This window comes from Collinsella aerofaciens (assembly GCF_019131995.1).
GTDB lineage: Bacteria > Actinomycetota > Coriobacteriia > Coriobacteriales > Coriobacteriaceae > Collinsella > Collinsella aerofaciens_S.
Map to the genome: position 1 here is coordinate 103,488 of NZ_JAHONA010000001.1, position 22,726 is coordinate 126,213.

Annotated in this window: 16 protein-coding genes; all 16 read right to left on the bottom strand. The window is 59.5% G+C overall.

What is annotated here, in order from left to right; genetic code table 11:
• Nucleotides 1–31: 31 nt before the first annotated feature.
• The 16 genes from KSY82_RS00415 to KSY82_RS00490 all read right to left on the bottom strand — a co-directional run bounded on the left by KSY82_RS00415 (nucleotide 32) and on the right by KSY82_RS00490 (nucleotide 22,376).
• On the bottom strand, nucleotides 32–2,221 hold the full coding sequence (locus KSY82_RS00415) for a pectinesterase family protein (protein WP_217749818.1): 2,190 nt from the start codon (nucleotides 2,219–2,221) through the stop codon (nucleotides 32–34).
• Nucleotides 2,218–3,027 carry an alpha/beta hydrolase gene (locus tag KSY82_RS00420; RefSeq protein ID WP_217749819.1) on the bottom strand — a complete coding sequence of 270 codons (810 nt, stop codon included), beginning with the start codon at nucleotides 3,025–3,027 and terminating at the stop codon, nucleotides 2,218–2,220. Before KSY82_RS00420 ends, KSY82_RS00415 begins: the two co-directional genes overlap by 4 nt.
• Nucleotides 3,028–3,131: 104 nt before the next feature.
• Nucleotides 3,132–4,727 carry a glycoside hydrolase family 28 protein gene (locus KSY82_RS00425; protein WP_217749820.1) on the bottom strand — a complete coding sequence of 532 codons (1,596 nt, stop codon included), beginning with the start codon at nucleotides 4,725–4,727 and terminating at the stop codon, nucleotides 3,132–3,134.
• A 115-nt stretch (nucleotides 4,728–4,842) separates the two neighbouring features.
• Nucleotides 4,843–6,402: an MFS transporter gene (locus KSY82_RS00430; protein WP_217749821.1), complete on the bottom strand. Its 1,560-nt coding sequence runs from the start codon at nucleotides 6,400–6,402 to the stop codon at nucleotides 4,843–4,845.
• Between the two features lie 410 nt (nucleotides 6,403–6,812).
• Nucleotides 6,813–8,297 carry a UxaA family hydrolase gene (locus KSY82_RS00435; protein WP_217749822.1) on the bottom strand — a complete coding sequence of 495 codons (1,485 nt, stop codon included), beginning with the start codon at nucleotides 8,295–8,297 and terminating at the stop codon, nucleotides 6,813–6,815.
• 81 nt (nucleotides 8,298–8,378) lie between these two features.
• The gene (locus KSY82_RS00440) at nucleotides 8,379–9,893 is read right to left on the bottom strand and encodes a tagaturonate reductase (RefSeq protein WP_217749823.1); all 1,515 of its coding nucleotides are present in this window, start codon (nucleotides 9,891–9,893) and stop codon (nucleotides 8,379–8,381) included.
• Nucleotides 9,894–9,988: 95 nt separating this feature from the next.
• Nucleotides 9,989–11,416, bottom strand: a complete 1,428-nt coding sequence (uxaC, locus tag KSY82_RS00445; protein WP_217749824.1) for a glucuronate isomerase — start codon at nucleotides 11,414–11,416, stop codon at nucleotides 9,989–9,991.
• 460 nt (nucleotides 11,417–11,876) lie between these two features.
• Nucleotides 11,877–12,956: a substrate-binding domain-containing protein gene (locus tag KSY82_RS00450; RefSeq protein ID WP_006234771.1), complete on the bottom strand. Its 1,080-nt coding sequence runs from the start codon at nucleotides 12,954–12,956 to the stop codon at nucleotides 11,877–11,879.
• A 144-nt stretch (nucleotides 12,957–13,100) separates the two neighbouring features.
• On the bottom strand, nucleotides 13,101–13,301 hold the full coding sequence (locus KSY82_RS00455) for a hypothetical protein (RefSeq protein WP_006234772.1): 201 nt from the start codon (nucleotides 13,299–13,301) through the stop codon (nucleotides 13,101–13,103).
• A gap of 175 nt (nucleotides 13,302–13,476) precedes the next feature.
• Nucleotides 13,477–15,804, bottom strand: a complete 2,328-nt coding sequence (gene feoB / locus KSY82_RS00460; RefSeq protein ID WP_217749825.1) for a ferrous iron transporter B — start codon at nucleotides 15,802–15,804, stop codon at nucleotides 13,477–13,479.
• Nucleotides 15,805–15,927: 123 nt separating this feature from the next.
• Nucleotides 15,928–16,149 (bottom strand): FeoA family protein, encoded by a 222-nt coding sequence (locus KSY82_RS00465; RefSeq protein ID WP_006234774.1) that lies wholly within the window; start codon nucleotides 16,147–16,149, stop codon nucleotides 15,928–15,930.
• Between the two features lie 39 nt (nucleotides 16,150–16,188).
• Nucleotides 16,189–16,431 (bottom strand): FeoA family protein, encoded by a 243-nt coding sequence (locus tag KSY82_RS00470; RefSeq protein ID WP_022094360.1) that lies wholly within the window; start codon nucleotides 16,429–16,431, stop codon nucleotides 16,189–16,191.
• A gap of 189 nt (nucleotides 16,432–16,620) precedes the next feature.
• Nucleotides 16,621–16,869 (bottom strand): HPr family phosphocarrier protein, encoded by a 249-nt coding sequence (locus KSY82_RS00475; RefSeq protein WP_022094361.1) that lies wholly within the window; start codon nucleotides 16,867–16,869, stop codon nucleotides 16,621–16,623.
• Between the two features lie 422 nt (nucleotides 16,870–17,291).
• Complete coding sequence (locus KSY82_RS00480; protein WP_217749826.1) at nucleotides 17,292–18,755, bottom strand: amino acid permease; 1,464 nt, start codon at nucleotides 18,753–18,755, stop codon at nucleotides 17,292–17,294.
• A gap of 153 nt (nucleotides 18,756–18,908) precedes the next feature.
• On the bottom strand, nucleotides 18,909–19,364 hold the full coding sequence (locus KSY82_RS00485) for a NanQ anomerase/TabA/YiaL family protein (protein ID WP_195234168.1): 456 nt from the start codon (nucleotides 19,362–19,364) through the stop codon (nucleotides 18,909–18,911).
• Between the two features lie 3 nt (nucleotides 19,365–19,367).
• Nucleotides 19,368–22,376: a glycoside hydrolase family 2 TIM barrel-domain containing protein gene (locus tag KSY82_RS00490; RefSeq protein ID WP_217749827.1), complete on the bottom strand. Its 3,009-nt coding sequence runs from the start codon at nucleotides 22,374–22,376 to the stop codon at nucleotides 19,368–19,370.
• Nucleotides 22,377–22,726 lie beyond the last annotated feature (350 nt).

A 22,726-nucleotide genomic window follows, 5' to 3' on the forward strand; every position in this document is an offset into this window, starting at 1 on the left:
GCCCATCGGCGGTCATACAGGAACGTACCGTTTATTCGCAGCATGCCGAGGGGCTATGCACGGGGGCGCATTCCGCAACGTGCGAATCGAGCCATTCGATATCCTCGGCAAGATGTGCCACGCCCAGATGGTGTTCACCCGGACACACCTCGTGCCGCAGGCCATCTCTGCGACCCAGCAACTTGTAGGCATCGCGCACGATCTTGAGCTGCTCGTCAACATTTTTCAGCCCGCGCGCACCGTTCAGATGATCCTCTTCGCAGCTCTGCACCAACAGCGGGCGCGGCGCGATGAGCGAGGCAATATCGCCCATGTCGAGTAAGCGCCAAAGTCCGGGTGTGTAGTTGCAGCTGCAATTGCCATTGAGGTGCAGCAGTGAATCACCGACACCGTACAGATAGCCCGAGACAAACGCCTTGCGCACACGCGGGTCGAGTGCGGCCAGGTACAACGTCATGTAGCCGCCACCCGAAAAACCAAAGCAACCCAGGTCATCCATGGCAATATCGCCGCGTGTCGCCAGGTAATCAATCAAGCGCATGTTGTCCCAGACGTTGAGGCCCGCGACCGTAAGACCCAGTGGCTCGGCCATACGTGCCTGGTTTAGGCACGTCCCTCGCAAGTAGTTGTTCTCGTCATCGCCCTGGCCCTTCCAGTCACGACGGTATCCCCAGCCGCGAGCGTCGGGGCAGACGGCCACGTAGCCCATGCGCGCTAAACGCAGACCGTAGTCGTAATTGAACTTACGCACGGCATCATCGACCGCCGGCACGCCCGCAACACCGGCTACGCTAGCAGCGCCCGCTCCCTGATGGCCATGCGGGCAGATATAGCAGCACTTGCGGCCGCGCGCATCGAGCTTAGGCGACTGCGGCTCGAGAAGGTAGAACGGCATCCAAACGTCGCGCTCCACCTGCAGCATCGCATGGGTGCGCACGATGCCGCCGGCAACCCGCACACGGCTGAGTTCACGAATCTCAATCGGGGCGCGGTCCATAAGCGAAAGGCCCAAAACATCGCACAGGCGAGTCCTGGTCGCAATCTTCCATGCCTCAAAATCTGCAGGAGTCTGGCCCGCAAATGCGGCAGAGCGCCCCTCGCGCTTCAGCCGGGCACGCAGCGCAGGCTCGTCTTCGCAGTACGTCTCGATGTGCACGGTGCGACCATCGGCAGATAGCCCAGCCGTCTCAACCGCATCACCGGTGCCTCCCTCGGGATCCCAGCCATCCGCACCGGCAAGCACCTGTTCGCGGGCGTACCCGGCAGCAGCCATCACATCGAGTTCATTCGCCCACGGCACCCAGCCGGTAGCATCACCCGCCGGCCCATGCAGGATCGCGCCAGCATACTGCACGCAGTTGTGCGCCGCCGGCTTATTCCAATCCCACCAGCCTTCGCGCTTGATATGTCGCCCCAGCCAGCAATCGATCAGCGCAGTTTGCGCCCATTCGCGCCAAGGACGACCCAGGTAGACCGAATCCGGCGCCACGCCATCCGGAGCTGTAAACGAACAGCCGTGGAACACAAAGCCGTGCGGCTCGCCTTCGGGCGTCGACGCCGCCGTCACGTAGCCGTTCACGTCCATATCGCGGTTGAGCGAGCGAATCTCGCACCCCTCAAAGTAGGCACGCGCGCCGCCAAAGATAAAGTCGACATCGCCCTCGATCCGGCAACGTCGAAAATACTGGCGCCCCACCCGGCGCGGCGCATACTGTTTGGGTCCTATGAACCCGCCCGGTTTGGCCTCATGCGGCGGCAGCGGACCCAAAAACAGTGTGTCCTGGTGCCCCTTAATGCAGCAGGCATCGACAACCAGACGGTCGCCATCGGCATACAGGGCAATCGCCTGACCGACCTCGCGCCCATCGCCCGCATCGTTTTCGATCGTGAGGTTCTCGAGCCGTACGTCGTCGGCATCGACCAAAACGGTATAGGTCCTAAACGTGCCGAGCATTCCGTCGATGCCCGATCCGTCCCCCGAGGGCACCTTGGCGCCCAAGCCGCCCACGATACGCACGCTATCGGCCGTCTCTCCCTCAATCGTCACATGCGAGCGATGAATCTCGACCCGCTCGCGATACTCGCCCGGATCGACGCGAATCATCACCGGTTGCTCGGCATCCGGATAGAGCTGATCGGCTGCCGCCAAGGCATCGGAAATCGTTGGATACGCTCCTGCCGCAGCCCTCGAAACGCGCAGCGTATAGATACTTTCGCTCATCGTCCATCACGCTCCCATGCAACGAACTGTTCAGGCCAGCCCTGAACTTGTGGCTGAATATGCTCGGCGCAGCCCTTAAATGCCGTTAGGGCCGTGGCGAGCGATGCCCCATGCTTTCCATGCGGAAAGACATGTAGGCTAAAGCCAATCCCGTGGTCGGCAAGAGCCTGCGCAAGAAGGAGGCTATTTTGAACTGGTACCGATGCATCCTCGGCGGTATGCCACAAGAACGTACGGGGGAAACCCTCGCCCACCATATTCTCGATCGACAACTTTTGAGCCAAAGCGCCATCGGCACCCGTTAGGTGTTCAAATGAACCACGATGAGCATAGCCCCCCGAGCTTACGACCGGATAGCCCAAGCAAAGTGTGTCAGGCCGAATCGACTCAGGCGATGCCGCAATCGACTCTGCAAGCCAGGGTTGGTCCCAAAGCGCCCCGAGCAAGCCAACTAGATGCCCACCGGCCGAAAAACCCATGACCGTAATCCGATCAGGATCGACACAGTACTCTGCCGCATGGCTTCGGACGGTATCGACCGCCCGCGCGAGTTCTTGCAATGCCAGCGGATAGACAGCCGGAGCAACCGAATAGTTCAGTACAAACGCTTGGTAGCCCATCGCCAACAAACGGAGCGCTACCGGCTCGCCTTCGCGCGGCGAAACGTGATCGTAGCCGCCTCCTGGCACGACCACAACTGCAGGCAGCGGTTTTAAAGCATAAGCATCTTCGGTCGGGGCAAAAACATAAGACGTAATCGTGGCAGACGAGCCATCGACCCCGACAGGAATCGTTTTATTGAGCATGTATTCCCTTTCACCATGATGCGTAGCGCAGCGCACACGGCCGTATCGCACAAGGGCTGCATTGCCGATTTATCCGACAATGCAGCCCTGGTCATCAACCCGAGTTAGGAACGGACAACCTTGTCGGCGTTCTGGAGCTGCAGCTCCTCGCCGTCCTGGCCCTCGATTACCACATTTTGCAGGTCGAGCACCTTGACGTTTTGCGCAATGATGCCCTGACGCACCATGGTCTCAACGCCGCAGGCCATGGCCGGGACAAAGGGCTCGGCATCGTCGGCAAAGGTCACGTGAACGTCTTGGAACGTCAGACGCGTCACCTTGCTCTCGGGCAGACCCGTGATATAGGCCGCGGCAGCATGGCAGTTGGTGGCCTCGATATCGCAAAACGTCGTGGCACCAAAGCCGGGCGTGCGGTCGTCGACGGGCAGTGCCTCGCGAGACTGCACGTAGTCGGTCTTGCCGTCCTTGTCGCAGAAGTAGAACGAGTTGACCACGAAGGGCGTGAGCACCTCGTCCATGCGAATGTGCTCAAAGGTAATGCCCTCGTTGACGGCATCCTTGCCGCGCCCGCGGCGGGTCTTGACGCGCAAGCCGCGGTCGGTGCGTTCAAAGAGGCACTTGCTCACGGTGAGGTCCTTGATGCCGCCGGCAGCCTCGGACCCCAGGACCACGGCGCCGTGACCATCATGCATGTAGCAGTGAGAGATCAGCACGTCGTGCGTGGCGGGACGAAGCTCGGGCTCAATGCCCAGTTTGCCGCTCTTGATGGCGATGCAGTCGTCACCCACTGAGAACTGACAACCAAGGATGCGAACAAAACCGCAGCTCTCGGGATCGAAGCCGTCGGTGTTGTGGGAGTTCTTGGGACCCTCGATGGACAGGCAGAGCGCATCGACGTGCTCGCACAGGATGGGGTGGATGTTCCACGCCGGGCTGTTGCGGACGGTGAAGCCGGCCAAGCTCACGTTTTGGCACTCGGACAGGAAGATCATGCGCGGGCGGGCGACCTCGCGGCCCTCCTCCGGGCGAAAGATGTTCTTAAAGTCCTTGTTCCACCAGTTGTCCTCGGCAAAATCAGTCTGACCGTCGATGGCACCACGACCATAGATGCACACGTCGTGCACGCTCAGACCCGTAAAGGTAGAGCAGTAGGTCGAGAAACTCTCGCCCTCCCAGCGGCCCAGGGGCAGCATATCGGTGCCGGCATACCCGGCGCCCTCGTCGCCTGTGACCGTGCCCGGAATGTAGGCAAGCGCCGCGCGATCGTGACGGGCCAACAGCACCGCTCCCTCGGCGAGCTCGATGTTGATATTGCTCTTAAGGAAGAGGGACTTGATGCGATAACTACCGGCGGGGATCAGCACGCGCCCGCCCTTGGGGCAGGCCATGATGGCAGCCTGGATGTTGGTGGTGTCGTCGTGCTCGGCATCGCCCTTGGCGCCACAGTCGCGAACGTTGATGGTAAAGGGCTCAGCCGGCGTGGTGACACCTACGCTCAGCTCACGCTCGCCACAAACAAAACGAACCAGGTTGCGCTTGCCGGGGATCAGGCCGTCGACATAGGTCTCGACCGTATTCGTGGTACCGGCGGGCTCGTCGTTGACAAAGATCTCCCACGTATCGGCGCAGGTAAAGTAACCGCCGTCGTCAAGCTCGATAACCGCCGCGCGCGCGTTGCGCCAGATAACGTTCGTCTCCATGGGTTTCTCCCTCAAAAAGATGCTCTAAAGGCAAATTGTACGCTGTTGAAAAAGGGCCGTGCCTGCCGGCGGAATTCCGGTGGCACGGCCCTGTGATTTGGACGATATGTCGGCCTTACTCGGCGGGAGTTACGCTACCGTCCTGGAAGCCAACGTTGTTGTGGGCAAAGCAGTCCTCGTACTTAAAGCCGGAGAGCTCCTCGCAAAGCGCCTTGACCTCGGGCTTGACGTCGGCCATCTTGCCACCCTCCTTGACTCGGTGAATCTCGTCGCAAAGGACGTCGCACTGCTCCTTGTCGATCTTGATGCCGCGGGCAAGGACGGCCGCAAGCAGGAAGAAGCCGGCGCAGCCGATGATCATGTAGCCGCAGATATACAGAGGCACGGTAGCGGGCTGGGTCACGGCGTCGCTATTGCCGGCGGTCTGAATGAAGCCGGAGGCAGCAAGGACGATAGCCCACACGTTGACGGCGATAGCCTGGGCGATCTGCTGGCAGAGCTGCTGCGCGGAGCTGTAGATGCCCTCGCGACGACGCAGGGTGATGAGCTCATCGACATCGGGGATGTAGTTGAGCAGAACATCGGGCAGGTACCGGAAGCCGACGTAGAAGAACTTCCAGATGGCGAAGATGATGGGGTAGGCGATCATGGCGATGGCGACCGTGGAGGTGCCGTTGATCTGACCAAAGGCGAAGTAGTTGTAGGCAATGATGCACGCAGCGCAACCGACATTTGCGAGGTACCAAGACTTGTGGAAGCCCTTCTTGGCCATGAGGGCGACCCAGATGGCGGTGCAGACGATAGCGACGACCTTGCCAGGCATCTCCATCACGGACTCGTAGGACTTAGGAATCTGCAGGCAGTAGACGATGAAGAAGGACAGGCAGGCAGACCAGCAGGCGGCGGCGAGCTTTGTGGAGACCTGTGCGTACAGAACCTTGCGGAAGGACTTGTTGCGGAAGGTGGAGATAACGTCGATGAAGAACTTCTTGATACCCTCGCCGACGCTCTCGATCTTCTCCTGAGCGACCTCCTCGGGGGTGTGCTCCCACGTGGACAGGTACACGCAGAGCAGCGAGATTGCCATGACCGAAGCGTTGACCGTAGCGATGATGAAGTAGCTGAACGGGTTGGTCTCGCCGAAGGTGCCAAAGCCGAAGCCCACAAGTGCAGCCATCAGGAAGCCGGCGGCGTTACCAAAGAGATGCTTGTAGCCGGTGAGGTACGTACGCTCCTTGAAGTCGTCGGTCATCTCGATGGTAAGCGGCGACAGGTTGGCGGTGCAGAACGTGTACGCGACGTTGTAGATCAGGTACAGCACAAAGTAGTACGGGAAGCCAAACGGCGTAGCCACGAAGATGAGCGGCTCGGCGATCATCATCGGGATGGCCAGCAAGATCCAGAAACGACGACGACCAAAGATGCGGCCAATCTTGGTGGCATAGAAGTTATCGGCCACAAAGCCCATCAGCGGGCAAAGAATGGCGTTGACATAGATGGCAAACGAGCTGATCAGTGCAGCCTCACCTGCGGACAGGCCACACTCCGTGGACAGGAACAGCACCATGTAACTGTGCGTAAAGGTCAGGGCACCGGAATTGAGCATACCGCCCATACCAAAGCCCAAGCGCGTCCAGAATGTGATCTTGCGCTTTTTTCCGATCTTATTAGTCATCGAGCTCCCTCTCTTTTCTCGATTGTCTTGTAACAAGACATTTGAGTCCATACCGACGTCTGTCTGCATGCCGTTCAGGGTGAACGTTTAGCTAGATTATGCGCGATTGCTTATGATAGGTGAACGTTCACTTGTATATTATCCTTGAACGCCCGTTTTTTGCCGTTGAACGGGCCTGAAAATGAAAAAATCCCTGCATTTTTGATTATCAAGTCGATTCAGCACCACGCAACAACTAGGTGAACGTTCATTGTTCTCTGGAGATGAGGGAGGTGCCGGGCACCCTTCCCCAAAAAAGCCGTGCACGACAACGCAACGAGAAACGAAAAACGACCCCGCCGAAATTGTCCTCGGCGGGGTCGCCCAGTCTTTGCAGCAGCTTATTCAATCACGCGCTCAACGTGTCATCGCTACAGGCAGACTCCGTCCTTCCAGATGCTGATCTCGTGACAGCCGCGACGCTCGGCGCTGGTAAGCTTGCCGCTCGCCGTGTCCAGCACCAGCTGATACAGATCGCCGGCAGCCTCATCGAGCGTACGCTCGCCCGTAGCCACCACACCGGCGTTAAAGTCCATCCAGTTGGCCTTGTGGTCGCACAGACGCTGATTGGTGAACACCTTGAGCGTAGGCGCCGGCGCGCCAAACGGTGTGCCGCGGCCGGTCGAGAACAGAATCACGTGGCAGCCGGCAGCCGTCAACGCCGTGGTGGATACCATGTCGTTGCCCGGACCGCACAGCATGTTCAGGCCGTGTTTAGTTGCCCGGCCGGCATACGGCAGCACGTCGACGATGGGGGCAGACCCGCCTTTTTGCACGCAGCCGCAGCTCTTGTCCTCGAGCGTGGTAATACCGCCGTCCTTGTTGCCGGGGCTCGGGTTCTCGTAGACGACCTCGCCGTGGCTAATAAAGTAGCCCTTAAAGCCATTGAGCATGTCGGAGGCAGCGTTAAAGACCTGCTCGTTCTCGCAACGGTCGAGCAGGATGCTCTCCGCGCCAAACATCTCGGGCACCTCGGTAAGCACCGACGTGCCGCCGCGGGCGACAACCATATCGCTCACGCGACCGATCGTGGGGTTGGCGGTAATGCCCGAAAGGCCGTCGGAGCCGCCGCACTTAAGTCCAATAACCAGCTCGGAGGCCGGAATGGGCTCGCGCTTGGCCTGCTTGGCGAGGTCTGCCAGCTCGGCCAGAATCTTGTGGCCCTCGATCTGCTCGTCGGCTACATCCTGGCAGGTGAGAAAACGAACGCGCTCGTGATCGAAGTCACCGAGCTCGTCGAGCACCTGCTGATGCGTGCAGTTCTCGCAACCGAGCGACAAGAACAGCACGCCCGCGGCGTTTGCGTGACGCGACAGTGCCACCAGCAGACGACGGGTCTGGGCATGGTCGGCGCCGGTCTGCGAGCAACCGAACGGATGCGGGAAGTAGTAGACGCCCTCCAGCGAGCCATCGACCAGATCCTGGGCCTGCTCGCACATGGCACGGGCGACTTCGTTGACACAGCCGACCGTGGGGATGATCCACAGCTCGTTGCGCGTCGCGGCACGACCGTCGGCGCGGCGGAACCCCATAAAGGTCTCGGGCTCAACCGACTCAACGACCGGATGCGTGGGGTTGTAGGTGTACTCGACCTCGCCCGAAAGGTTGGTCTTCACATTGTGCGTGTGGAGCCACTGACCGGGCTGGACATCGCCCGTCACGTGTCCGATAGGAAGGCCGTACTTAATGACGTCCTCGCCGGCGGCAATCGAGCGCACAGCCATCTTGTGGCCTTGCGGAATATCCTCCGCGGCCACGACCTCGCCCACCCCGGGAACCGCGACGGCGGTGCCCTTGGCAAGCGGCGACAGCGCGACGATCACGTTGTCGGCCGGATTGATCTGGATAGTGTTCATTGCAAATGGTCCTAACCCTACAGGTTGAGCAGAAGTCGAGACGCGGGCACGCCGTCCCGCGCCCGCGTCTGCGCCGGAAATTTACGCCTGAGCGTTGGCGAAGGCCTGCTTGGCACCCTCGGTGCGCACGACGGCGAGCGCACTGACGACAAACTCCTCAAGACCTGCGATCTGCGTAAGGTCCTCGCCCCACATCTGCTCGTTGGTGAGCACGTCGTGCACCAGCTGGGCATCGTCGGCGCCGGCATGGGCGGCGTAGAAGTCGAGCACGAAGGCGTCGTCCTGAGCGGTGTACTCGGTGCCGTCGGAGCGACGCAGGTGCAGGCCGTCGCCCTCGCGGGACACGAGCTCCTGCGTGTAGAAGGAGATGAGCGTAGCGAGGCTCGTCGCCAGGCACTTGGGCAGGTTGCCGGTCTCGGCAACGTAGTCCTTGAGCGTGGGCAGGTCGCGAGCGCGCCACTTAGCCGTGGAGTTGAGGCAGATGGAGAGCAGCGCATGATCAATAAACGGGTTGTCGAAGCGGTTTTCGACGGCGGCGGCAAAGGCTTTGCAGTCCTCGACATCCAAGTCGGCGGCAAGCGTCGGAATGACCTCGTCGTAGAGCATGGTGTTCATGAAGCCGCGAATGGTCTCGTCATGCATGCAGTCGCGCACGATATCAAAGCCGGCAACCCAGGAACCCGGAACGAAGGCGGTGTGGGCACCGTTGAGGATGCGGACCTTGCGCTTTTTGTACGGGGTGACGTCGGGAGTCACGAAGACGCCGGGGAGACCGGCCTTCACAAACGGCAGGCGCTCCTTGAGCGACTCGTCGCCCTGGATACCCCACATCTGGAAGGGCTCGCGCACGGCCAGGAAGGGGTCCTCGTAGCCCAGACGCTCGGCAACCGCGGCGGCCTCCTTAGGATCGCGGATGCGGCCGGGGACGATGGTGTCGACGAGCGTGGTGCAGACGGTACAGTCGTTGGCCATCCACTGCGCAAACTCGTCCTCCCAGCCCCAATCGCTTACGTACTGGTTCATGATGCGCAGCAGCTCCTCGCCGTTGTGATCGATGAGCTCGCAGGCGAGCACGATAACGCCCGACTTACCGGCGGCCCAGCGGGCGTGAAGGACCTGGACAAGCTTGGCAGGGAAGCTCGCGGGCGGCATGTCGTCGGCCTTGCAGGACGGGTCGTAGGCGATACCGGCCTCGGTGGTGTTGGAGACGATGATCTCCAGGTCGTCGGAGACAGCGACCTCCATCATGGCGCGATAGTCGTCCTCGCGATACGGGTTAAGGCAGCGGCTGCAGGCGCTGATTACACGAGACTCGTCAACCGTGTTGCCGCTCTCCTTGCCACGCACCAGCACGGTGTACAGGTCGTCCTGGGCATTGATACCGTCGGCGAAGCCAAAGGCGCCACTGATGGGCTGCACCATGACAACCTTGCCGTTCCATCCGGTGGCCTCGTTGCCCATGTCAAAGAAGCGATCGACGAAGGCACGCAGGAAATTACCCTCGCCAAACTGCAGAACCTTCTCGGGAGCGTCCTTGGGCAGCAGGTAGCCCTTGTAGCCGATCTTCTCGAGCGCATCGTAGCTGATGTTCTCCATCTATGTCTCTCCTTAGATAACTGTTAGCGTGCAAGCAAAACGGGGCGCCGTGTGTGGCAACGGCGCTCCCGAGTTCGATGTGATTCGATGCGGGCTTAGGCCTCGACGGTGTCCAGGTCAAAGCCAAAGTAGCGGACCGCATTGTTGTAGCTGATGTCGCGCACGATACTGCCCAGCAGCTCCATGTCGGCCGGGTACTTGCCCTGCTCGACCCACTCGCCGATCACGCTGCACAGCACGCGACGGAAGTACTCGTGGCGCGGATAGGACAGGAAAGAGCGGGAGTCGGTAAGCATGCCCACAAAGTTGCCCAGGACGCCCTCGTTAGTCAGAGCCGTGAGTTGCTCGCGCATGCCGACCTCGTTGTCGTTGAACCACCAGGCGGAGCCGTTCTGGATCTTACCGGCGGTCGGAGCCTCCTGGAAGCAGCCCATGACGGTATCGATCATGGTGTTATCGATGGGGTTCAGGCTGTACAGAATGGTCTTGGGCAGGCCGCAGGTCTCCTGAATGGAGTTGAGGAAATCGGCAAGCTGGTCGGACGGCGTGTAGTTGGAGATGCAATCGTAGCCGGTATCGGGACCGAGCTTGGCAAACATGGCGCGGTTGTTGTCGCGCTTGCAGCCAAAGTGCAGCTGCATGGCCCAGCCCAGACGGACATACTCGCCGGCAACGAACTGCATAAAGGCAGTCTTGTACTTGAGGACCTCTTCCTCGGTAAGCGGCTCGGCAGCCAGACCCTTGGCAAAGATAGCCTCGATCTCGTCGGCGGTAGCCGGGACGTACATAACGTAGTCGAGTGCGTGGTCGGAGGCGCGGCAGCCCAGCTCGTGAGCAACGTCGTAGCGCTTGGAAATGGCAGCCTTCATGCCCTCAAAGTCGCTGACCTCAACGCCGGCAACCTCGGAAAGGTGCTTGCAGTAGTCGGCAAACTCCTGGCCGCGCTCGATGCGCAAAGCGGCATCGGGGCGCATGGCGGGAACGACCTGAACGTCAAAGCTGTCGTCGGCGGCAATCTTCTTGTGCCACTCAAAGCTGTCGGCGGGGTCGTCGGTAGTGCAGATCATGCGGACGTTGGACTGCTTGATCAGGTTACGGCAGGTAAAGCTAGCCTCAGCGAGCTTGGCGTTGGCAAGGTCCCAGACCTCCTGGGCAGTCTTGCCGTTGAGGACGCCCTCGTAGCCAAAGTAGCGCTTAAGCTCCAGGTGGCTCCACTCAAAGACGGGGTTGCCAACGCAGCGACCCAGGGTCTCGGCCCACTTTTGGAACTTCTCGCGAGCAGGGGCGTCGCCAGTGATAAAACGCTCGTCGACGCCGTTGGCACGCATCAGGCGCCACTTGTAGTGGTCGCCGCCCAGCCAAACCTCGGTGATGTTCTCGAAACGCTTGTCCTCCCAAATCTCCTTGGGAGAAATGTGGCAGTGATAGTCGACGATGGGCATGCCCTCGGCAAAGTTGTGGAACAGCTCCTCACCGGTCTTGGTGCTCAGCAGGAAATCCTGATCGTCCATAAAGTTTTTCATCAAACAGCCCCTTTGCTGGCAACGCGGGCGCACGGCGCGCTCGTTATCCTTTAGGTGAACGTTCACCATACTAATCCATTACGACTCAAAAGGTGAACGTTCACCTAACAACCATGGGGTGAACGGTAGGTTTTGCCCGTTCAACGGTTGCCGGAGCTGTGACTTGCATGCATTGCGGACCGGTTGGCGTCCCCGAACACCGAACTTGAGCGCTTTTGCTCAGGTGGGTCATGTCCCGACGTACATTTTTGGGAGTATTCAGCATTGGAGCGCGCCGTGCGCCATCCTCAGCGTCCTATTTGGAACGCAGATAGCGCCCGATCGGCATAAAAAGTGCCCCCGATGGCAAATTACGCCATCGGGGGCACTTAAAACAATCGTTCTGCACCTCATTCAGGGCATGCCAATGCTGAATACTCCCAAAAATGCACGTCGCAAGAGGGGGTACCTGCTCAATCGGCTAAATACCCGCAAGTTCGCAGTAGCGGTCGACATTGCTGGCAAATACCATCTCGACGGCACCCTTCTGGACGGGCACCGTCGGGGTCCTTCCCCACAGCAGATAATCGCCCAGTGTCTTGGCGCCGCGATACGCCAGGCTCGTCGGGTCCTTATAGACAATATTGGTAAAGATACCGCGGCGCAAGGCCAGGGCGCTTTCGGGAAACAGGTCGTTGCCGATCACCATGACCCGACCGGCCTTGCCGGTCGAGACGAGCGCGTCGGCAACCACTTCGGAACCAACGGCAAAAACGCTACAGATAAGTTCGGGGGCGTCCGGCGCACTCAAGCGCTTTTCGAGCTCATGCTCGAGTTGTTTGACTTGCGCATGGGCACCTGCAAGATCCTCAACCTGCCATGGAATATCACGTTCGCGCAGGTAATTGTGGAAGGCGCGGGCGGTTAGATAGTGCGAATCGGTATATGGGTCGCCTGTCAAAAGGAGCACGCGGGCGTCGGCCCCAGAAGCATGGACCAGGTTTGCCGCCTGCTCGGCCATAAGGCTGCCTGCCGTCGAATAATCGGCCAAGCTCGCACCCAAACGATTCAAATGCGGACGGTCGCCGTCGACAAGCTCAATCGTCACGCCCGCCTCGGCGATCTGCCCCAAAAGCTCAGTCGCACGATCGTCGCCCGGCGCATAGGCGAGCAAGCCATCAATCTTCTCGCCCACCTGCAGACGCTCGTCGATTTGCTCGAGTGCATCAGCGTAGCCGCCCACGCCAAATTCAACGCGCTCAACCGTAATGCCCCGGTCGATGACCTCCTGTTCAAAGCGATTGCAGCCTTCCCACAGGTAACGGAAAAAGTACGCTCCTTCGCGCGATGCGCGGGGCAGGCAAAACACCAGATTGATATCCTTGCGGCGCAGGCTTGAGGCACTTGTGTTGCGGTGATAGCCCATGGCCTCGGCCTTAGCGTTCACCTTGGCGCGCACGGATTCGCTCACGCCGGCCTTTCCCGTCAGAGCCTTGTGCACGGTATTGATGGAAACGCCAAGCTCGGCGGCTATGTCCTTCATGGTTACGCGAGCGCTCATGCGGTTACTCCGTTATAGATAAGTTGCCAATTAATAGTCCAGTTAACGATACCCCAAAAATACTCTTCGACTCGCCGTGCTCTCCCTCAAATGCACAAAGCGCCCCGCGAACGGATGCCCGCGGAGTGCTTGGATGTCCGGACCTTATTTGATACCGCGACCCAAGTCTTCGGCGATTTTGTCTACGCCCTTAAGTGCAGCGCACGTCTTTTTGTTGGAGCAATGCCCCGTGCAAACGCCACCCTGAGCGCAGTCGGCGCAGGTGCCCTTGCGGTAGATGCGCACGCACACGGCGACAAACGCAACGCCGATAACAGCCAGTACAACAATATCGATAGGTGCCATAGCAAGCCTCCTCTAGTTAACCATCACTTACTTTACCCCATTCTCCACCTACCAAAAAGGGACAGGTTTATTTTGGTTGGTTTTATCTGCGGAAACGCCACATCTCTCCCACCAAAAAGCCCGGGTATCGCGAAGATACCCGGGCTCGTGGAAAGGGGCTAATCCTTATTTGGACTTAAGCGGAAACTGCGGCGGAAGCGGTGTTGGTCTCGTCCTCGTCCGTCCAAGCGTGCTTGGGCATGGGACGAAAGATCTGGAAGAGCATCGCAACCAGCAGAACGATGGCTACAACCGTCCAAATACCAAACTGGCCAAGGACAAGCAGGTTGTAGAACTGGTTGATGAACAGGCCAATGACCCAGGCAAAGGCGCACTCGTAACCGATGGCGATCGCAGTCCACTTGCCGGAATCCATCTGGTTGCGGATGGTACCCATGGCGGCAAAGCACGGGGCGCACAGCAGGTTGAACGCGCCAAAGGCAACGCAAGCGCCCATGGTCGGGAACATGCCGGCGAACGCGGTCCACAGGCTCGGGTCAGTCTCGGCGGCGTCGGCCACGGACAGCAGCGAACCGGCGGTGGCGACGACGTTCTCCTTGGCGACAAGGCCAGAGACAGTCAGCGCAGTTGCCTGCCAGGTGCTAAAGCCGAGCGGGGCGAAGATCCAGGCAACCAGGTTGCCCAGCATGGCGAGCACGGAGTAGTCCATGAACTCCTCGGGGATGCCTTCCATCGCAGGCAGGAAGCCAAAGGAGCCGTTGTAGCTACCAAAGTTGGACAGGAACCAAACCACGACAGTGGACGCGAAGATGACCGTGCCGGCCTTCTTGATAAAGGCCCAGCAGCGCTCCCACACGTGCAGCGCCCAAGAGCGGATCGCCGGGAAGTGGTAGGCGGGAAGCTCCATAACGAACGGCGTCGGGCGACCGGCGAAGAGCTTGGTCTTCTTGAGCATCAGACCCGAGCCGATGACGGCAAAGACACCCAGGAAGTAGAAGAGCGGGCTGATCCACGCGGCGGTAGTGGAAGAATCGCCGATGATGGAGCCCATGAGCAGAGCGATGATCGGCAGCTTAGCGCCACAGGGGATGAACGTGGTGGTCATGACCGTCATGCGGCGGTCCTTCTCGTTCTCGATGGTCTTGGTGGCCATGACGCCAGGGACGCCGCAGCCCGAGGACACGAGCATGGGGATGAAGGACTTACCGGACAGGCCAAAGCGGCGGAACACGCGGTCCATGATGAAGGCGACGCGGGCCATATAGCCGCAGTCCTCCAGGAAGGACAGCATGACGAACAGCAGGAACATCTGCGGCACAAAGCCAAAGATGGCACCCAGGCCGCCGACGATACCGTCACAGACGAGCGAGTCGACCAGGCCACCGTCCTCGGTGCCGCCCGCCACGAGGGCATCGTGCACCATAGTGGTAATACCCGGAACATACGGACCATACTGAGCCGGATCGACCGAATCAGCATCGTCGCCCGCAGCCTCGACGGCTGCGTCGTAGGCATCGCGGCCCTGACCGAGCACGTACCAGCCGTCGGTGCCGAAGAGCTGGTCGTTGGTGAAGTCCGTCACCGTGCCACCCAAGGTGGAAACGGCGATGTAGTACACGCAGAACATGATGACGACAAAAATCGGCAGGCCCAGGATACGGTTGGTAACCACGCGGTCGATCTTCTCGGAGGTGCTCATCTTGGCCGGGGCCTTGGTGAGGCACTCGTCGATGATGTGCGCGATCACGCCGTAGCGCTCACCGGTGATGATGGACTCGGCGTCGTCATCGCAATCCTGCTCGCACTGGGCGACCAGCTGCTCTACGCGAGCAGCCTTCTCCTTGGTGAGGTTGATGAGCTTGCAGGCATCCGCATCGCGCTCGAACAGCTTGACGGCATAGTAGCGGCGCTTGTTGGCGGGAACGCTTGCCGGCAGGTTGTTCTCGATGTGCGTCAGGACATCCTCGATGGAGGAATCAAACTTGTGCTCGGGCACCTGACCCTTAGAAGCAGCGGACTGCTTAACCTGGTCGAAGAGCTCCTTGATGCCCTTGTTCTTAAGAGCGGAGATCATCATAACCGGGCAGCCGAGCTTCTTGGAAAGCTTGTCAATGTCGATCTTGTCGCCATTCTTCTCGACCAGGTCGGCCATGTTGAGGGCAACGACCACGGGCAGGCCGGTCTCGATGACCTGAAGCGCCAGGTACAGGTTGCGCTCGAGGTTGGTGGCGTCGACCACCTGGACGACAACATCGGGCTCGCCGCTCATGAGGTAATCGCGCGAGCATTGCTCCTCGGGGCTGTAGGGGGAAAGCGAGTAGATGCCAGGGAGGTCCGTGATGGTAACGTTCTTGTCGCTTAGGAGCTTGGCTTCCTTTTTCTCAACCGTGACGCCGGGCCAGTTGCCAACGTAGCCGTTGGCGCCGGTGATCAGGTTGAAAAGCGTGGTCTTGCCGCAGTTGGGGTTACCCGCCAGCGCGACATGGATCTGAGAATCCGCCATTCAATCCTTCTTCCTTGTGTGCCTGCGCTGCTTTCTCCGCGCAGGCTGGATAATGTGCTTCAAAGATGCTGCATTAAGTTAGAAAAACCTAACTTTATCTGCAGAAATATACGTCGCAAGCCCTTACTGGACCTCGACGACGGCCGCCTCCTCCTTGCGGATGGAAAGCTCGTAGCCGCGCACGTTGATCTCGACCGGATCACCGAGCGGCGCGACCTTCACGACCTTGAACGAAGTGCCCTTGATGAGCCCCAGGTCCATAAGGTGGCGGCGAAGCGCACCCTCACCGTGAAGCTTGACGATGGTGGAGCTCTCGCCCACCTTAACGTCACCCAACGTCTTCATTTACTTGTCCCCCTTTCGGTTTTTATCAAATGCTGCAGACTAACCGACAGTCATGATGTGCATGGCAACCTTGGAATCGATGCCAAAGCGTGCGCCCAGCACCGTGACGATGATATTGGCGCCACTCGAGCTCACCACGTGGATTTCGTTGCCCTCGACAAAGCCGAGGTCCTTGAGGTGGTGTTTCATGTCCTCATTGCCCTTTACACGAGACACGCGCACGGTTTCACCCGCTTTTACCATCGAAAGCGGCATGGCCGGCATCTGCGGTCCGCAAGACATGAGTGAGCTCCTAACGTCAGTTCGTCCTCAACATCGACGCGATAAAAGTTAACCACGTCTATGTTCGCTTTAGTAAACTAGCACGTGGTTAACTTTTTGGAAAGGGTCCGCATTCAGATTTCGAAAAAGTTTCCTATACGAAACAAAAAGGCGCGGCAAAGAGCCGTCCTTTGCCGCGCCCCGTCATGCTTAAAGCGAGAGGTTTCTAATCGACGTAACGCAGGAAGCCTCATCCACGCCCGAAACGCGGAAGATGATGTCCTCGCCGCACTCGCCGTAGAGAGCCATGAGGCCCATAACGTCGCGACCGTCGGTATGACGGTCACCGATGCTGACCGACACGTCGCTACGATGCTTGGCAATGATGTCATAGAGCAACGCAACCGGGCGGGCATGTAGTCCCAACGGATCTTTAATCGTCTTTGTAAACTCGACCATGTCCCCTCCCACGACATCGCACATTCGGCCGGCAAAACCCAGCCACGTGGTAGTTATTGTAGCGTTAGATGCTTGTCGAGAGCCCCTCCGGATACCCCGTGGTCAAAAAGTGGCAAATATGAGTACTGTCACCAATTTAGTAGCAGCAAAATCGAGAGCAAATTGCCTACTTTGAGCGATTCGAAGAGGTTGAAAGCCGTCAAACGCCCTTTAAAGGGGGTTAGATAAATTGATTTTGAGTCCATTTTTGCTCAAAACCGGCCGATAGATATGACACCTCTTTTGCAACAGTACTCATATTTGGCATTTTTTGACCACAAGGTCCAAAACCATGCCCCAAAACACAAAAGGAGGGGCCTCGTAAGGCCCCTCCTTAGGAAAGGGAATCGATTTATTCCACAGCCGTAGATTAATCCTAGCCGCTACTCCATCATGTCGAGGACGGAGGGGCGCAGCTCGCTCTCGGCGGCCTCGGGATCGGTCTCGCGCAGACGGTTGATGTAGCGGTTGTACCACATCACGGCAAGGCCCAGGAAGACAACCACACCGCCAACGTTGTAGACCAGCGTCAGCCACAGCGGCTGATCGAGCGGAATGGTGCCGCAGATAAGCACGAAGCAGAAGACCACAAGCAGGAATGCGGCAACGACCAGGCCAAAGCTGCGCGAGCCCATGCGGAAGTCACGGGGAGCGGCGTCGAAGTTCTTGCGCAACATAAAGTAGGCAAGCAGGATCAGCAGCGGCGGGAGCAGAGCAGTGGCAGCCGTCATGTTAGTGACGATCATGAGCAGGTCGTCGAGGTTGCCGGAGCCCAGGGCCGGGATGATCAGGATGGGGACGACGATAGCGAACTGCAGCCAAGCAGCGCGGGCGGGAATGCCATGCTCGTTAAGCTCGACGATCTTGCTACCAAAAACGCCCTTGGGGATCTCGGTGAAGAAAACCTTGATGGGAGCCGAGGTCCACATCATGAGGGAGCCCAGCGTGGCAGCGAGAAGGATCAGGCCAATGACGCGCGTGGACACTTCCATGGGAATGCCAAAGTGGGCAAAGACAGCGCCGAATACGTCGAAGATGCCGGTGGAGATGGCAACGCTGCCCTCGGGAATGAACAGGTTAACCAGCAGCGAAGCACCTGCATACAGAAGGCCGATGGTCAGGCCGGCGATAACGACAGTGCGCACGAAGGCCTTGACGCCGCCCTTGAGGTCGTTGAGGAACACGCCGACAGACTCAGCGCCGCCAACGCCCTGGATGATCCAGGCAAGCGTACCGAAGAAGCCCCACGCAGTTGCGAAGTTGCTCATGTCGGGAGCCATGTTAGCGGGAGTAGGAGCCGTAGCGAACTCAACGCCGCCAAAGGCAGCAGCCAGGGACAGCAGGATGAACACGGCGGTCAGGCCGAGAGCCGCGGTCGAACCGAAGGAGGAAATGGAGCCGATCCACTTAGCGCCCTTGGTCGAAACCCACGTGGCGATAGCAAAGACGACGATCTCGATAATGGTGATCCACAGCTGCGAAAGCTCGGCGTTGGCACCAAAGAACACGTAGCTCGCGTAGATGATGACGTTGGGCAGGACGGACGCAAAGAAGAACAGGTTAACGAACCAGTAGCTAAATGCCGTCAGGAACGCCCAGCGACCACCCATCGAGGTCTTAACCCATGCGTACACGCCAGACTCGGAGTCCTTGTTGAGGCCGACGAACTCGGCGGTAACCAGGGTATAGGGGACAAAGTACAAAAGCGTGGCAAAGAAGAACGACGGCGCAGCTGCCAAGCCGATGGCCGCGTTGTTGTTGATGATGTTCTTGATACCGAACACGGCGGCGACCGTCATGCCCAGCAGAGCGAACGAACCAATCGTTCCTCGTTTTTCAGAGCTCATAAGCCCTCCCAATCATCTATTAAATGTCATCTAAACCCGTCCGAGCTGCAAGTGCAAACACGGACGGTGCACCTGCTAAGGGGAATGGGGAAAAGGGAGTCAACAAAGCCATCCCCCTTAACGGCGCGAAGCAAACGTCCAGGCGGACGAATACTACTTGTTGGGGAAGGAATATCCTTCAACCGTCACGTGCAGTACCACGACGCGGGGATCCGCGGCATCAGCCACGACACGGTAGGCCTCGTCGATCTCGACGACGGCAACGCCGCCGGCAGGAATCGTCACGGTCTCCCCCGCTCCCTCAAAGCGCTCACGATCGTCGATATCGCTGTAGGCGCGCGTACAGGTAAGATCGGCCTTAGAAGCCACCTCGACAGTCAGGTCGCCGTCGAGCGGGGCGAGCACGGCATGATAGCGACGGTGACCGACCAGATCGGCGGTAGCGGCCTCGTGGGCGTTCACCCACCAATACACCAACGAGTCGCCGATGGAGTAAGCCACGTCGTGCTGCAGGTCGGCAACACCATCGAGCGCCTGTCCGGTACGCATCCACTTCTTGACGGACTTCATCTGAGCGTCGAAATCGGCGCGCGAGTTAAAGACATGCATGACTTATGCCTCCTTAATGGGTGCCAGCGCCTGAGCCAGATCGGCAGACGTCAGCGGTCGCAGGGACACCTCAAAGCTGAAGCTCTCAAAACGGGTGCGATAGGAATCGAGCACCTCGGAACCCCAAGAGTTCGAGCCAAGGCCGAGCAACTGGTCGTTGATGTTGACCGTAACCGTGTCGCCCTTGACAAGGTCGTAGACGTGCTTGGCGTTATCGATAGCCTCGCAGCTATAGGGCCATGCCGAGAACGAGAACGGGTTGGAAGCGGCGTCGGCCGGACGAGTCACCAGCACGCCGTCACCGTGGCTCGAGCGCAGGGCAACCCAGCGGGTACCCTCGCGGTTGGCACAGTCCTGAGGCATAACGTAGGGCGTGAACATGTCGTCGACCGTAGTGCGGTAATGACCGACCGGGTTGGCGCGCAGCGAGTCCGGATAGTTCTCGCCCGGGCCGTGGCCATACCACTCGACGGCACGATCGCAACCGGGAACCTCAAAGGAGATGCCGATGCGCGGGATAATGTCCGAATAGTCGCCGTAGGGCTCGCCGGAAACCTTGAGGTCGACGCGACCGCTCGGAAGCACGGTGTAGACAAGCTCGACGCGCATGCCGAACGCGCGGACGGGAGGAGCAATACGTTGGCTCACGGTAACGACGACCGCATTGCCGTCCTGCTTCCAAGAAACCTTGCGGGTAGACGTCTGCATCACATCGATGAAGTTGTCCTTCCACAGGGAGTCGTACTCCTGGGCGTGGTTGTCGACGAGCGGATGCCAAAAACCAACCTGGGGGCCAGAGGCCATGACGTCGCGGCCGGATGCCTTCCACTCGCTCACGGTACCGTTGACCTTGCTGAAGGTCAGCTCGCCGTTGAGGGAGTGAATGTGGATCTCCTGCTCGGTCTCCTCGACCGTAAGCTCAGGACGAGCGGGGGCAGCGATGGCCGGCGCCGAATGGTTGGCGATGGCAAACTGGCTTGCACCCAGTTGGAACATCGGCTCGCACCAGACGTGAGCGGCCATGGTGTAGGCGCGCACGGTCAGCAGGGTCTCGCCTACCGCGGCCTCGTGAATCACCAGCGGAAGCTGGACGGACTCGCCGGGGGCAACCGCACCGGGCATGAACGTCTTGCGGCAGACCACGTCGCCGTCCACCAGGGTCTCCGCCGACAGGCAAACATCCTCGAGGGTGGTAAACCAACGCTTGTTGGTGACGGTCAGCTCGCCCGCCTCGTCGTCGTAAGCCATGCGAACCGGGCAGATGACCTGACCATACTCAATGAGGCCCGGGCTCGGCTGCTGCCAAGGGAACACCATGCCATCGATGCAGAAGTTGCTGTTGTTGGGGTAATCGCCGTTGTCGCCACCATACATATCGTAGGCAACGCCGTCCTCGGTCACAGCAGCCAAACCGTGGTCGCACCATTCCCAGATAAACTGGCCTTGGATGCAATCCCAGCGATCGAAGACCTCCTGATACTCGGACAGGCCTCCGGGGCCGTTGCCCATGGAGTGACCGTACTCGCAGTTGATGCGCGGCTTGGGGAATGGATGCTCACCAAAGTCGTTCATCTGCGACACACGGGAGTACATGGTGGAGATAACGTCGACGGTATCGGCGTTGCGGTCCTCCTCGTAATGGACCGGACGACCATCGAGCTCGTGAGCCTTGGCGTACATCGCGCGGATGTTGCAGCCATAGCCGCTCTCGTTGCCCATCGACCACATAATGATGCAGGCGTGGTTGCGCTCCTGCATCACCAGGCGCTCAATGCGGTCGACGTAGGCCGGCTCCCATGCCGGGTCGTCGGTGACCAGGGCGATATTGCCGATATTCTCGAAGCCGTGGCTCTCCATATCGGTCTCGGCGACCAGCATGATGCCGTACTCGTCGCACAGCTCGTAAAAGCGCGGGTCGTTGGCGTAGTGGGACGTGCGCACCGCGTTGATGTTGTGCTGCTTCATGAGCTCCAGGTCGCGGCGCATGCGATCGAGGCCCACGGCGCGGCCCTTGTGATCGTCGTGATCGTGGCGGTTGACGCCATGCATCTTAAAGTAAGTGCCGTTGAGGTAGATATGATTGCCCTCGACCGTCACCTCGGCAAGACCCTGGCGATGCGGGACGTACTCGCTGACCTGGTCACCGTCGTAGACCTCAAACGTAAGGTCGTAGAGGAAGGGGTCCTCGGGATTCCAGAAGTGGGCATCGGTCACGCCGCACTCGGCATGGCCGTCGACGCACTCGCCCGTAGCCACCACGTTCTCGCCATCGCTGAGCGTATACACAACGCGGGTAGCGCCCTCGGCCACCGTATCGAGCGTGATCAGAGCGGTATCGCCCTCGCGGTGCGTGCGGAACCTAAAGTCGACCAGGTGCGCGGCGGGACGCTGCATAAGGTACACATCGCGGAAGATGCCCGAGGCCCACCACATATCCTGGTCCTCGATATAGCTGCCATCGCTGTACTGCAGGACCTTGACAGCAAACAGGTTGTCGCCCTCGACGAGCGCGTCGGTCACGTCGAATTCGGCAGACAGGCGCGAACCCTTGGTCATGCCGATAAACTGACCGTTGACGTACAGCTCGCCATAGCTCTCGATGCCGTCGAAGCGAATGATCTCGCGAGCGCCGGCGGGAACAGCGGGAAGATTGACGATACGCTGGTACACGCCCGTGGGGTCATCGGAGGGAACGAATGGCTGGTCCACCGGGAACGGGAAACCCTCGTCGGTGTAGGCAAGGTTGCCATAGCCGTCTACCTGCCACAGGTGCGGAACCTCCACGTGATCCCACTCGGGCTCGTACTTGGAAAGCTCCTCGTTAGAGACGGCAGCAGGCCCCTCAAAGAGGCGGAACTGCCACGAGCCGGACAGCTGGACAAACCCGCGCGACAGCTCGCGGCTGTACGTAGCGGCGAGATCGGCGGTCTCGTAACCCATAAAGTACGCATGGGGTGCCAGGCGGTTCCTGTGGGTGAGCGCTTGGTTTTCCCAATCGTTAATGGCGTCCATGGTGATGCTCCTTCGTCATCGTAGTGATTCTTGTGCAACCGGTTGTCCTTATCTTACGGGCGATGCAAAAAACTGTGCAACCGGTTGTCCGCTGAACGGTCGATTTCGCCGGATTAACGGTGCAACCGGTTGTACAACCGCGGCACTTATGTCACCCTGAGTATCGAAACTCAGTGTAAGACATCGTTCTTAAGCTCGTAGGCAACCGCCACGCCCGCTGACATCTCACCCATACGAGACGTATTCGATTGCGGCTTGGTTGCAAAACGACACCGGTCACCGGATATCATGAACGCTGTTCAGGCGCACTATAGTAAGCTGTATCCGCACCAGCCCGTATCAGCGACAAC